This window comes from Nocardia sp. NPDC058705 (genome assembly GCF_042749305.1).
Taxonomy (GTDB): Bacteria; Actinomycetota; Actinomycetes; order Mycobacteriales; family Mycobacteriaceae; genus Nocardia.
Genome location: NZ_JBHYRN010000007.1, coordinates 1 through 12,591, shown reverse-complemented (window position 1 = coordinate 12,591; position 12,591 = coordinate 1). Strand labels below are relative to the sequence as shown.

Below are 12,591 nucleotides of genomic sequence, written 5' to 3'. Positions count from 1 at the left end.
TTGACCTGCGACGACGGGTGACAAACCCCACACGGTCACAGACACCCGAAAGCTTGCCCGGCAAGGTTACTGGCGAGTACGGTTAGGCCCAGCCGGGACGACGATGTACCCGGTTTCTCTCCAGCCACTTCGCTGCTGGACCTCAACCGTTGATTTCGCATCCACCGCCGCATGCCGATCACTGTTGCGCGACACCGTGTTTCGAGATTTTCAGGAGGGGCGATGGTTTCCTACATCGTGACAGGCGGTACCGGATTTCTGGGACGGCGCGTGGTGCGAGGGCTGCTCGCGGCCGACCCCACCGCGATAGTGCACGTGCTGGTGCGCGCCGAATCGCTGGCCAAATTCACCGCTCACAATGCGCAACATCCCGACAGCGATCGTGTCTTCGCGCTGGTCGGTGACCTGACCGCCGAAGGCCTCGGCCTCGGTGACGGCGCCCCACGAGCCGATCACGTGCTGCACCTCGGTGCGGTCTACGACATGACCGCCGACGAGGAAACAGCCCACGCCGCCAATGTGGCGGGCACCCGCTCGGTGATCGAGCTGGCCCGCAGCCTCGACGCCACCCTGCACCATGTGTCCTCGGTGGCAGTGGCGGGCGATCATCCCGGCAAGTTCTTCGAGGAGGATTTCGACCTCGGCCAGAACCTGACCTCGCCGTATCACCGCACCAAGTTCGCCGCGGAGAAGCTCGTTCGCGAGGCCGACGACGTGCGCTGGCGGGTGTATCGCCCGGCGATCATCGTCGGCGATTCCAGCACCGGTGAGATGGACAAGATCGACGGCCCCTATTACTTCTTCTCCGCCATCTCCGCGCTGGCGACCCTGCCGTCCGAGCTGCCGTTGCCGCTGCCGGACCTGGGCTCGACCAATGTGGTGCCGGTCGACTACGTCGCCGAGGCGATGGTGCGACTGGTGCGGCGCGAGGGTCTCGACGGGCGCACGTTCCACCTGGTGAACCCGCGGCCGCAGCCGTTCGGCGAGATCTACCGCGCGCTGGCCACCGCCGCCGGCGGTCCCGTCGGGATCGGCACCGTGCCGGGCAGCGCACGGGCGCTGAGCGGTCTGGGTCTGGTGCCGGGCGCGAATGCGGTGCGCGACTTCCTGTTCGAGCAGGCGGGCATTCCCGCCGAGGTCGCTCCGCACGTCGGTTTCACCGCGGAGTTCATCTCCGATTCCACGCGGGCGCAGCTGCCCGGGCTCACCGTGCCCGCCTTCGATACCTACGCGGATCGCCTGTGGGAGTTCTGGCGTGCCAACCTGGACCCGACTCGTGGGCGGCAAGCCGCGAACGCGCCGCAGCTCGCCGGTCGCACCGTGCTGATCACCGGGGCTTCCTCTGGTATCGGTCTGGCTACCGCCCACGCCGTTGCCCGCCGTGGCGCGATCGTGCTGATGGTCGCGCGTGGCATCGAAGACCTCACGGCCGCAGCGGAATCCGTGCGCGCCGAGGGTGGCACCGCGTTCGCCTACCCCTGCGATATCACCGATGCGGAGGGCGTCGAGCTGCTCGTCAAGACGGTGCTCACCGAGCACGACCACGTCGACTACCTGATCAACAACGCGGGCCGTTCCATCCGCCGCTCGGTCGCCAACTCCGTGGACCGTATGCACGACTTCGAACGGACCATGGCGGTCAACTACTTCGGTGCGGTTCGCCTGATCCTCGGGCTGCTGCCGTCGATGCGCGAACGCCACTTCGGTCACATCGTCAATATCTCGTCCATCGCCGTGCAGACCAAGGTGCCCCGCTTCGCCGCCTACGCGGCGAGCAAGTCCGCCCTGGACAATTTCAGCGAGATCGCCGCCGTCGAAAATCGTGGCGCCGGTGTCACTTTCACCTCTATCCGGATGCCACTCGTCCGCACCCCGATGATCGCGCCGACCGAGGTGTACCGCTACCTGCCCCTGCCCGACCCGGATCGCGCGGCCGACATCGTGATTCGCGCACTGCTGGAACGCCCCGACCGCATCGATACCCCCGTCGGTACGTTCGCCCAGGCGGTCGAGATGTTCTTGCCGTCGCTCAAGCGCACGATCATGCACACCGGGTTCCGCCTGTTCGGGGAATCCACTGCGGCGCAGCGGAAGCCGAGCGAGGTCACGGTCGTGGCCGAACCCGCCGAGCCGGTCGAACCTGCCGAACCGATGCGCAATGCCCTCACCGTTCTGGGTCCGGTGTTCGCTCCGCTGATGGTGATGCCCCAATCCGCCGCCAGGGTGGGCCGGATTCTGCCCGGCGTGCACTGGTGAGCAACCACTGAGAACCGGCCGGTCACAACGTGCGATGTCGTGACCGGCCGGTTGTCTCTCACCGCAGGTTGGTGCTCGCCCAGGCCGCGAGGGTCGTCGGCGTGGTGGTGAGCGCTGTGCGTGGATCTTCGGCGACGAACCCGGAGCTCAATCCCGCCGACATGCCCGCGATGCCATCGATCTGCCTCTCTCCGAGGCCCGCCGATCGCAGCATTTCCCGGAACTCGTTGTCGGCGAGGTGAATCGGGGTGACCTCGTGCCCCAGCTGCCTGCCCAAGACCTCGGCGACATCGGTGAAGGTCAGGTCCTGCGGCCCGTGCACCGCCTGCACGACCCGCCCCGACCACGCATCCGACAGCAGCCGAACCGCGGCCACCTCCCCGATATCGCGCGGGTCCACCCACCCCATCGCATGGTCCAACGGCCACGGCGTGGACAGGGTGCCCGCCCTGATCTCATCGAGCTGAGTCAGCAGGTTGGTGAAGAAATAGCCACACCGCAGATGCACCACATTCGCTCCGGTCCCATCGAGCAACTCCTCGGTCCGCGCCAACCCGTCGATCTCCCCTGCCCCACCCCGCTTCTCGGCGCCCCCACTACTGACAAACACCGTCGCCTCGATCCCGTTCTCGACAACAGCCCGCGCCGCCGAAGCCCCCATCCGCGCATACCCCGCCACCGGATCCCCCGCCACCAGCGCAGGCGGATCCACCCAGAACAACCGATCAGCCCCTTCGGTAGCCCGCACCACCGCCTCCGAATCCCCCTGATCAACCTGCACGACGTCGACGAATTCACGCACCGCACCATCGAGCCGCCCCGGATCGCGCATCAGCACTGTCGGCCGAACCCCCGCCTGCACCAACAACTGCACGACCCGGGCCCCCACATGCCCCACCGGCGTAGTAACGACAATCCGCTTCTCACTCTCGCGAAGTCCCATAAACCCACGCTAAAGCCCATTGCGGCCACTTCCTGACCGCAACCGGGATAATGGCGGATCCGGCTCCTGGTAGCGCTGATGCCCGCCGCCTTGGACCCAGGCCAGACGGTCGGCCCGCTGTTCAGCGCGATCGAACGAGGTCCAGGGATGAGCTCGGCGACCACGGGGCCCCCGCGGCAATGAGGGTGCGGGTGGCTCGAAGTTCTCTCGGTCTTGCCATGGCGACGGCGCCGACTGGGCGGCCGTTCTCCAGGGCGATCGCGAGGAAGTCTCCGGAGTTCAGGTCGCCGTCGATGACCAGGTCGTCGTGGGGATGGATCCAGCCTGCGAATTGCATGGACAGGCCGTGTTGGTCGGTCCAACCCCAGGGGATTTCGGCGGGGGTTGCGGGGTGGCCGAGGACGGCTTTTGCGGCTGCGGCGCCGTCGGACATTGCGGTGTTCCAGTGTTGGCCGCGCTCGAATTCGCCACGGCGCGGGTTGAATCCGGTTGCCGCGTCGCCTGCGGCGAAGACTGCGGGGGCCGAGGTGCGGTAGTGCTGGTCGATGATGATGCCGTCGTTCACCGCGATGCCTGCGGATTCGGCCAGGGCGGTGTCGGGGACCGAACCGATAGCGACCAGGGCGGCGGTCGCGGTGATGGTGCGGCCGTCTGCGGTGGTGGCGGTGACGCCGTCGGCGGTGTCGACGAGTTGTGTTGTGGTAGTACTGTTCTCGACCATGACACCGTGCTCGACGTGGATTTCGCGCACCAGGTCCGAGACAGCCTGCGGCACGATCCGATCGAGCAACGCGGGGCCGGAGTTCAACAGGGTCACTTCGGCACCGAGACCGCGGGCGGTGGCGGCGACTTCGCAGCCGATCAGTCCGCCGCCGATGATCAGCAGCGAGCCGCCCGCATCGATCGCACCTTGCAGCGTTGCGACGTCGGCTTGTGTCCGCAGGGTGTGCACGCGGGTCGACACGGTGTCGATGGTGCGCGCTCGAGCGCCGGTGGCCAGCAGCAGGCTGTCGTACCCGAGCACCTCGCCCGTACTCAATCGCACTGTCGCACTGTCGGTGTCGATCGCGCGTACCCGCGTGGCCGGACGCAGATCGACCGCGCTGTCGGCCCAGAACTTCACCGGCCTCAGCACCACCCGCTGGAACGGCGTGGTGCCCGCGAGCAGTTCCTTGGAGACCGCGGGCCGGCGATACGGCAGGTCGGGTTCCGCGCCGACGAGCACGATCTCGCCGGCGTAGCCCTCCCGGCGCAGGGTCTGGGCGGCGGTAGCACCGGCGACACCGGTGCCGACGATGACGATCCGCCCGCTCATCCGCGGCTCACCTCCCGCATGTCGAAATCGGCCTTGGCGGCACCACAGTCGGGGCAGGACCAGTCGTCGGGGATGTCGTCCCAGCGGGTGCCGGGCTCGATACCGTCCTCGGGCCAGCCGAGCGCCTCGTCGTACTCGAAGCCACACTGAACACACTGGAACAATTTGTAGTCGCTCATCGGGACGCGCCTTCCTTCAGCTCGAAATCGACCTTCTCACGGACGCCACAGTCGGGACAGCACCAGTCGTCGGGGATCTCCGACCAGGAAGTGCCGGGCGGGAAACCCTCACGGGGAGCGCCGGATTGCTCGTCGTAGACGTAATCGCAGACGGGACAGCGGTAAGCCATCAGTTCACTCCGTACTTCGCCAGGACCTTCGCCCGCTTGCTCGGCTGGATGTTCACCCGGGTGATATCGCCGTGGTAGTGGTCGAGGACGCGATGGTCCATCACCTTGCGCCACACCGGAGTCAGGTACGCCAGGCCGATCAGGCTCGCGTAGCCGCTGGGCAGCTCCGGCGCGCCGTCCATGTGCCGCAGGATCTGGTAGCGGCGGGTGGGGTTGGCGTGATGGTCGCTGTGCCGCTGCAGGTGATACAGGAAGATATTGGTGACGATGTGGTCGGAGTTCCAGCTGTGCTCGGGAGTGCAGCGCTCGTAGCGGCCCGAGGCGGTCTTCTGCCGGAGCAGACCGTAGTGCTCGAGGTAGTTCACCGTCTCCAGCAGCGAGAAGCCGTAGATCGCCTGAATCACCAGGAACGGCAGGATCGACGGACCGAAGACCGCCACCAGCGCCGACCACAGCACCACCGACATGAGCCAAGCGTTGAGCACGTCGTTCTGCAGGGAGAACGTCCGCTTGCCCAGTCGATGCATCCGGGTGCGCTCCAGCTCCCATGAGGACGTCAAGCTGCCCCACACGCTGCGCGGCAGAAAACCCCAGAACGACTCGCCGAATCGAGCGCTGGCCGGATCCTCCGGCGTCGCGACACGCACATGGTGGCCACGATTGTGCTCGATATAGAAGTGACCGTAAAACGTCTGCGCCAGCGTGATTTTCGACAGCCAACGCTCGAGTTCGTCCTTCTTGTGGCCGAGTTCGTGCGCGGTGTTGATGCCGACGCCGCCCATCGTGCCGATGCTGAAGGCCAGGCCGACCTGGGAGATCAGGCCGAGACCCCCGTCGACGCCGAGCCAGGACAGGTTGTCCGCGGTCCACAGGTAACAGGCGAACACCAGGCTGACCAGCTGCAGCGGAATATAGGCGTAGGTGCAGTAGCGGTAGTACTTGTCGTTCTCCAGCTGCTCCATCACCTCTTCGGGCGGGTTCTTGCCGTCGGGCCCGAAGAACAGATCAAGGGTGGGCAGCAGCACATACAGCAGGATCGGCCCGAGCCACCACCACACGGGAGCCACGGCCTGCCAGCCGAACTGGTTGAAGACCCACACGAAACCGGTCGCCAACAGGGTCGCGCTCGGAGCGACGAGCCCGAACAGCCACAAGTATCGCTTGGGATCTCGCCAGTGCGGCGGTGCTGTGGATGCTGCGGGCTCGCCGATTCGCGATGTCGTCATTGGCATTCTCCTGATCACTGAGACTTCGGACATCTGCTCGCTCGAAGTCATCTTCGTTTACACAATAGCTCTTGTTGTTCCGATTGGATACAGATAGCAGCACACTGTCAACGATCAAGCACATCAGCCAACACATGTAGGATGATCACGTGGCAGAACCACCGAACTTTCAGGCAGAAATGCGCCAGTTGCTGCGCGACCGGATGATCGACGCCGCGCGCACGATGGTCGTCGCCGAGGGCTGGGGCGCGGTCAACATGTCGCGGGTCGCCAAGGAGGTCGGCATCAGTAGGCCGGTTCTCTACAAGGAGATCGGCACCAAGCAGGCACTCGCGGATGCCCTCATCGAGCGCGAGACCGGCATCTACCTGACCGGAGTCGCCGGGACGCTGGCGCAACATCCGGCCGACCCGCTCGCAGGAATGACGGCCGCCGCCGAGTACACGCTGCGCACCGCGGGCGACAACACCTTGATCAAGGCGGTGCTCTCAGCTCGTCAGGACGGCGATACCGCCCTGCTGCCCGCTCTGGTGAGCGACCCGGAACCGATACTCGGGCGGGCCGTCGCCGCGCTCACCGCCACCGTCCGCGAGCAGTACGAATTCGCGTCCATGACCGATGACGAGCTGACCTCGGTCGTCGAGATCATGGTCCGCCTGACGCTGAGTCACTTGTTCCAGCCGACAGGCAGCGTCGATCGCGCGGTGGCGCAGATCGGCGCTGTCCTGTCCGGAGTCATGCCATGAGCAGGGCTCACAATCGTGCGCTCACCTGTCCGGCCGCGGCCGCGAAGGCCCACTCGTAGCTGCCGTGGGCGGTCGGGAAGATTCCGCCCGCGCACACCGGATCGCCTGCGGCGCAATAGTTTGCGGTGCGGTCGGCGTAGAGGGGGGTGACGGTGCCGCCGATCAGGCGCATGGGGTCGCCGAACAGGAGGACCGCGACGATGCGGGAGGACAGCTCGGGGGGTAGCGACCACCCGCCGGGGATGGCGGCGGAGCCGAGGATGCCGTGGGTGACCACCGCGCCCTGGGAGTACCCGACCAGGACGAAGCGTTGGTCGGGGCAGGCGGCGGCCTGGTTGATCAGGTGAGTGGTCATTGCCCGTGTGCCGTCACTGAAGGTGCTGGGAACAAGCAGGTCGGCGGGGTATTCGACGCGGTGGGCGGTGGTGTCCACCGGGAGCCGGTCGCGCAGGACCGCGTAGAGCGGGTCACCGACGGCGGCTCCCAGATAGCCGGGTTCTACTGTGCCGCGGGCGATGACGACGTCGATCGTGGCGCAACTCTGCGCCCACGCTGTCATCCCGGGGGACATCGCTGTCCCGATTCCCGCGGCCAGTAGCAACACCGACAGCGCTCGCGCTGTGTGCCTTGCGACGATACGAACTACCTTCCGATAGGTCATGACGACCACCTACCCTTCTCACGCCGTTGTGAGAAATAGAGAAAGAGCGATTCGCCTCCTGCCCAATGGCATTCGGCGTGCTCAATGGTGGAATACCCGCTGACCTACATACACATGGCACGAACTCGGCATCGGCTGCGCCACGGTTACATCTCGGATCGCCTGCGGCACACCAGGCCCCGCGCTGATCTCAGTGCTTCTTGGACTTCTTCTTGTATTTGGGCTTGTCGTGATCGGGCTCCCACTCGTAGCCCGGCACATTGCGTTCGCAGTAGGAGTCGGCGACGTGGACATCGCCCAGGTCGCGCTCGCACCAGCGCGACTTCGAGCAGGAGGTGGCGCCGAGGCCGGCCACCACGGCGAGCGTGAGGACGGCGGCGCCGGTACGGGTTCGGACGTTCATGAGCGTGTCGAGCCTTTCATCGAATGAAATATCGCTGGTCAGGGCGTTTTCCAGGACTTGGCCCCGCCCGCCGACGAACCAATGCTACGTTCCGTGGCATGTCGAGCACAGCGCCTGAGCCCACCGAAGATTTCACTCCCGACGCGATTGTCGTCGGGGCCGGACTGGCGGGCCTGGTCGCCGCGCACGAACTTGTCCTCGCCGGCCGCAAGGTGCTGGTGCTCGATCAGGAGAATCGCGCCAACCTCGGCGGGCAGGCGTTCTGGTCGCTGGGCGGGCTGTTCTTGGTCGACAGCCCGGAGCAGCGTCGGCTGAAGATCAAGGACTCCTACGAACTGGCGCTACAGGATTGGCTGGGTTCGGCCGGGTTCGATCGCGAGGACGAGGACCGGATGGGCCGCGAGTGGGCGCGGGCCTACGTGCGATTCGCGACCGACGAGAAGCGAGATTACCTGCACGCCTTGGGTTTGCGCTTCACCCCACTGGTCGGCTGGGCCGAGCGCGGCGGAGGCATGGCCGACGGCCACGGCAACTCGGTGCCCCGGTTCCACCTCACTTGGGGCACCGGCCCCGAAGTACTGCGTGTGTTCCTCGAGCCGGTCCTGGCGGGTGAGGCAAAAGGGAAGGTCCGCTTCGCTTTCCGTCATCGCGTCGACGAACTGATCGTCGACGACGGTGCCGTCACCGGCGTGCGCGGCAGCGTCCTCGCGCCGTCGGACACCGACCGCGGCCAGGCATCGAACCGGGATGTGGTGGGCGAGTTCACCTTCCGGGCTCCCGCGGTGCTCGTGAGTTCGGGAGGTATCGGTCACGCCCATGACATCATCCGCCGCAACTGGCCCACCGAACGGCTCGGCCCGTGCCCGGAGACGATGATCTCCGGCGTCCCCGCCTATGTGGACGGCCGGATGCTCGGCATCTCCGAGGAGGCCGGCGCCGCGCTGGTCAACCGCGACCGGATGTGGCACTACACCGAGGGCATCAACAACTGGGACCCGATCTGGCCCGATCACGCCATCCGCATCATCCCCGGCCCGTCGTCGCTGTGGTTCGACGCCTGCGGAAAGCGCATGCCCGCACCGTGTTTCCCCGGCTTCGACACCAACGAGACCATGCGCCAGATCCTGTCGACCGGCTACGACTACTCCTGGTTCGTGCTGAACCAGTCGATCATCGAGAAGGAATTCGCCCTGTCGGGTTCGGAACAGAACCCCGACATCACCGGCAAGGACCTGAAACTCACGGCGCGCAGCAGGCTCGCCAAAGGCGCGCCGGGTCCGGTGGAGGCGTTCAAGAAGCACGGCGTGGACTTCGTGGTCGCCGAATCACTGGCCGAGCTCGTGGACGGCATGAACGAGCTCGCCCGCGGACCGAAGCTGGACGTGGCCACCCTCGAACACCAGATCGTGGCCAGGGACCGCGAGGTCGCCAACTCCTACGCCAAGGACGCGCAGGTGGTCGCGATCAACAGCGCCCGCAAGTACCTCGGCGACAAGGTCCGCGTCGTCAAACCGCACCGCATCCTCGACCCGTCCCACGGCCCGCTCATCGCGGTGCGCCTCAATGTGCTCACCCGCAAGACTCTCGGCGGCCTGCAGACCGACCTCGATTCGCAGGTGCTGCGCCCGGACGGCTCGGTGTTCCCCGGCCTGTACGCCGCCGGTGAGGTCGCCGGGTTCGGCGGTGGCGGCGTGCACGGTTACAACGCGCTGGAAGGGACATTCCTCGGCGGGTGCATCTTCTCGGGCCGGGCGGCCGGAAGGGCGATCGCGAAGACCACCTAGTGCGGATGCCGAGGTGACAGGGTGCGCGAAGCCTCCTTGGCCACCTCGGCGAGCGCGCGAGCCAGCCGCGCGGTGTCGAGTGCGGTGCGCTCACCCCTGACCGTGCCCGACAGCGAGATCGCCGCCACCGCGACACCGCGGCCACGGATCGGCACCGCCACACAGCCGACGCCGGGCAACGACTCCTCGGTATCGACGGCCACGCCCTGACGGTTGCGGATGCGCGCGAGTTCGCGGAGCAGTTCGGCGCGGTCGACGATCGTGCGCGCGGTCCGTGCGACGGCGTTGCCGCGCAGCGAGGCCTCCGCGATCCCGGGTTCCAGCGTGGCCAGCAGCGCCTTGCCGACGGCGGTCGTGTGCGCGGGCAGCCTGCCGCCGACGCGGGTCGGAATCACCATCCGACCACGGCCACCCGACCGGTCGAGGAACAACACCTCGCGCCCGTCCAGCACCGCGAGGTGGCCCACCATTCCGGTGCGCTGACTGAGTTCGTACAGCAATGGCCCCACCACCTCGCGCAGCTCGTTCTGCTCGGCCGCGAGCCCGCCGAGTTCGAGCACCCGCAGCCCGAGCCGGTAGCCGCCGGGGGTGTGCGCGAGCCAGCGCAACCGGATCATCTGGTCGAGGATGCGGTGCACGGTCGAGCGCGGCAGCCCGGTGCGTTCGGCGAGTCCCAGCAGTGTCAGCGTGGGAGTGGCGGCGTCGAACGCGTCCAGGATGAGCGTCATCCGCTCGATCATCGACGTCGGCGGCGCACCGGTCGCCTGGCCCGATCCGGTCCACAGGTCCTCCGGTGCCGGTTCGGTCACGATCTCGACCGTCATTGATCCAACCTCCACAGTGCGTAGCGGTAACAGACTAGAGCCGTCAGCTCCGCTTACGCACTATTTCGCCAGGAACTCAGACCATCGCTGGGGTGACGGGGGTCACCGGCAGCGGGCGACGCACGATCGGCGCGAGGGTTGCCGCGATCTCCCCGACGGCTTTCGACGGCGCGCAGGAGGGGTCGGTGTGGACGAACGGCGCACCCTCGTCACCTGCCGCGCAGACCGTCGGGTCGAACGGGATCCGGCCGATGACGGGGCAGTGGGTGTCGAGCAGCCCGCTCAGCGCACGGCTCACCGCGGTGGCCCCGCCCGCACCGAAGGGAGTGTGGCGGGTGCCGTCGGGTGTGTCGTACCAGGACATGTTCTCGATGATGCCTGCCACCCGCTGACCGGTCTGCGCGGCGACGGCGCCCGCGCGTTCGGCGATGCGGGCCGCGGTGCGTTGCGGGGTGGTGACGACGAGAAGCTGTGCGGCGGGCAGCAATTGGGCGAGGGAGATGGCGACGTCGCCGGTGCCGGGTGGCATATCGATCAGCAGAACATCCAGCTCACCCCAGTACACGTCGTTGACGAACTGCTGTAATGCGCGGTGCAGCATGGGCCCTCGCCAGACGACAGGGGCGTTGTCTTCGACGAACATGCCGATCGAGATCACCCGAACCCCGAAGGCCATGGGCGGCAGCATCATTCGCTCCACCAGGGTGGGGGTGGCGGACACTCCGAGCATCGCGGGCACCGAGTGTCCGTGGACGTCGGCGTCCATGATGCCGACGCGCAGGCCGCGCCGGGCCAGCGCCACCGCCAGATTGACGGTGACGCTGGACTTGCCCACCCCGCCTTTGCCCGAGACCACGCAGTAGACGCGGGTCGGCGAATCCGGCTGTGCGAGCGCCGATATCGTCTCCGAGTCGGGCCCACGTAGCTGCAGGCGCAGCTCGCGGCGCTGTTCCTCGGTCATCACGCCGAAGTCGATGTCGACCCCGGTGACGCCGGGCACCGCGGTCACGGCTGCACGGATGTCGTTGCTGATCTTCGTCCGCAGTGGACAGCCTGCGACGGTGAGCAGGATGCGCACGGCGACAGCTCCGTGCCCATCGATGTCGATGGTCTCGACCATGTTCAATTCAGTGATGGGACGGCCGATTTCGGGGTCGTCGACACCTGCGAGCGCGGTTGCGATCTGTGGTTCGGTCGGGAATTCCATGAGCTGTTCCTCACTGAGCCAGGCTGGCGTGCAGCATGTCCGCGCGTGCGACGACCTTGATCCGCTCGCGTCCTTCGGGTTCGCCCAGTGCCCGTTCGTGGGCGTCGAGGCGGTACCAGCCTTCCCAGGTCGTGAACGGAACACCCGCTGCGACCAGATGATCGATCACCGCGTCGGGGTCCGGTCGCGGCGCTGGTGCCAAGAGCGCGCGATCGGCGAGCAGGCAGGCGACGGTTTCGTTGGCGTCGCCCTTGGTGTGGCCGATGAGGCCGACGGGGCCGCGCTTGATCCAGCCGGTGACGTAGACGCCGGTCAGGTACCGCGCACTCCCCCGCGCGCCTGGGTCGATCAGCACGCGTCCTGACTCGTTGGGAATGGTGCCGGTGCGGTCGTCGAACGGGATGTCGGCGATGTTCTGCGAGAGGTAGCCGACGGCGCGGTACACAGCCTGGATGTCCCAGTCGGTGAAGTTGCCGGTCCCCTTGACGTTGCCGGTCCCGTCGAGCTGGGTGCGCTCGGTCCGCAAACCGACGACCTTGCCGTCTTCACCGAGGACCTCGGCCGGGGACTCGAAGAAGTGCAGGAACAGCTTGTGCGGGCGATCGCCGTGATCGCGAATGGCCCACTGCTCCAAGGTATTGGCGACCATGTCGACCTGCTTGGAGTTACGACGCGCGGCTTCGGAGCCTTCGTCGTAGTCGATGTCTTCGGGGTTGACGATGACCTCGATCGTCGGCGAGTGATCGAGTTCGCGCAGCTCGAGCGGCGTGAACTTGGCCTGCGCGGGGCCGCGACGTCCGAAGACGTGGACCTCGAGGGCCTTGTTGTTCTTGAGTCCTTCGTAGACGTTCGGCGGGATCTCGGTCGCCAGCAGCTC

At 66.9% G+C, this 12,591-nt stretch carries 12 protein-coding genes and 1 pseudogene; 3 read left to right on the top strand and 10 right to left on the bottom strand.

The window, feature by feature from the left end; all coding sequences use genetic code 11:
- The first annotated feature begins 222 nt into the window (after window positions 1-222).
- The gene (locus tag ACFW6D_RS11470; RefSeq protein ID WP_379327188.1) at window positions 223-2,256 is read left to right on the top strand and encodes an SDR family oxidoreductase; all 2,034 of its coding nucleotides are present in this window, start codon (window positions 223-225) and stop codon (window positions 2,254-2,256) included.
- A gap of 58 nt (window positions 2,257-2,314) precedes the next feature.
- Here the strand turns inward: ACFW6D_RS11470 and ACFW6D_RS11465 are convergent, their stop codons facing one another.
- The 5 genes from ACFW6D_RS11465 to ACFW6D_RS11445 all read right to left on the bottom strand — a co-directional run bounded on the left by ACFW6D_RS11465 (window position 2,315) and on the right by ACFW6D_RS11445 (window position 6,089).
- Window positions 2,315-3,199, bottom strand: coding sequence for an NAD(P)H-binding protein (locus ACFW6D_RS11465; RefSeq protein ID WP_379327186.1), 885 nt, complete (start codon window positions 3,197-3,199; stop codon window positions 2,315-2,317).
- A gap of 121 nt (window positions 3,200-3,320) precedes the next feature.
- Window positions 3,321-4,514: an NAD(P)/FAD-dependent oxidoreductase gene (locus tag ACFW6D_RS11460; protein ID WP_379327184.1), complete on the bottom strand. Its 1,194-nt coding sequence runs from the start codon at window positions 4,512-4,514 to the stop codon at window positions 3,321-3,323.
- Entirely contained in the window at window positions 4,511-4,693 is a 183-nt protein-coding gene (locus ACFW6D_RS11455) for a rubredoxin (protein ID WP_379219407.1), read from the bottom strand. Before ACFW6D_RS11455 ends, ACFW6D_RS11460 begins: the two co-directional genes overlap by 4 nt.
- Window positions 4,690-4,863, bottom strand: coding sequence for a rubredoxin (locus tag ACFW6D_RS11450; protein ID WP_379229705.1), 174 nt, complete (start codon window positions 4,861-4,863; stop codon window positions 4,690-4,692). The genes ACFW6D_RS11455 and ACFW6D_RS11450 overlap by 4 nt, the downstream gene beginning before the upstream one ends.
- A complete protein-coding gene (locus tag ACFW6D_RS11445; protein WP_379327182.1) occupies window positions 4,863-6,089 on the bottom strand; it encodes an alkane 1-monooxygenase in 1,227 nt (408 codons plus the stop codon). The genes ACFW6D_RS11450 and ACFW6D_RS11445 overlap by 1 nt, the downstream gene beginning before the upstream one ends.
- 149 nt (window positions 6,090-6,238) lie before the next feature.
- Between ACFW6D_RS11445 and ACFW6D_RS11440 the strand changes: the two genes are divergently transcribed.
- Complete coding sequence (locus ACFW6D_RS11440) at window positions 6,239-6,835, top strand: TetR family transcriptional regulator (protein ID WP_379327180.1); 597 nt, start codon at window positions 6,239-6,241, stop codon at window positions 6,833-6,835.
- A 7-nt stretch (window positions 6,836-6,842) separates the two neighbouring features.
- Here ACFW6D_RS11440 and ACFW6D_RS11435 read toward each other — a convergent pair whose 3' ends face one another.
- Together ACFW6D_RS11435 and ACFW6D_RS11430 are read right to left on the bottom strand one after the other, a co-directional pair.
- A complete protein-coding gene (locus ACFW6D_RS11435; RefSeq protein ID WP_379327178.1) occupies window positions 6,843-7,496 on the bottom strand; it encodes a cutinase family protein in 654 nt (217 codons plus the stop codon).
- A 190-nt stretch (window positions 7,497-7,686) separates the two neighbouring features.
- Window positions 7,687-7,899, bottom strand: coding sequence for a hypothetical protein (locus ACFW6D_RS11430; RefSeq protein ID WP_379229709.1), 213 nt, complete (start codon window positions 7,897-7,899; stop codon window positions 7,687-7,689).
- Between the two features lie 98 nt (window positions 7,900-7,997).
- Between ACFW6D_RS11430 and ACFW6D_RS11425 the strand changes: the two genes are divergently transcribed.
- Window positions 7,998-9,683, top strand: a complete 1,686-nt coding sequence (locus tag ACFW6D_RS11425; protein WP_379327176.1) for an FAD-binding dehydrogenase — start codon at window positions 7,998-8,000, stop codon at window positions 9,681-9,683.
- Here the strand turns inward: ACFW6D_RS11425 and ACFW6D_RS11420 are convergent.
- The 3 genes and pseudogenes from ACFW6D_RS11420 to ACFW6D_RS11410 form a co-directional block, all read right to left on the bottom strand.
- Window positions 9,680-10,507, bottom strand: coding sequence for an IclR family transcriptional regulator (locus tag ACFW6D_RS11420; RefSeq protein WP_379327174.1), 828 nt, complete (start codon window positions 10,505-10,507; stop codon window positions 9,680-9,682). The two genes, ACFW6D_RS11425 and ACFW6D_RS11420, sit on opposite strands and share 4 nt — an antisense overlap.
- 76 nt (window positions 10,508-10,583) lie before the next feature.
- A complete protein-coding gene (locus ACFW6D_RS11415; RefSeq protein ID WP_379327172.1) occupies window positions 10,584-11,714 on the bottom strand; it encodes an Mrp/NBP35 family ATP-binding protein in 1,131 nt (376 codons plus the stop codon).
- 10 nt (window positions 11,715-11,724) lie between these two features.
- Window positions 11,725-12,591 (bottom strand): annotated as a pseudogene (locus tag ACFW6D_RS11410) (pyridine nucleotide-disulfide oxidoreductase); the annotation flags it as partial.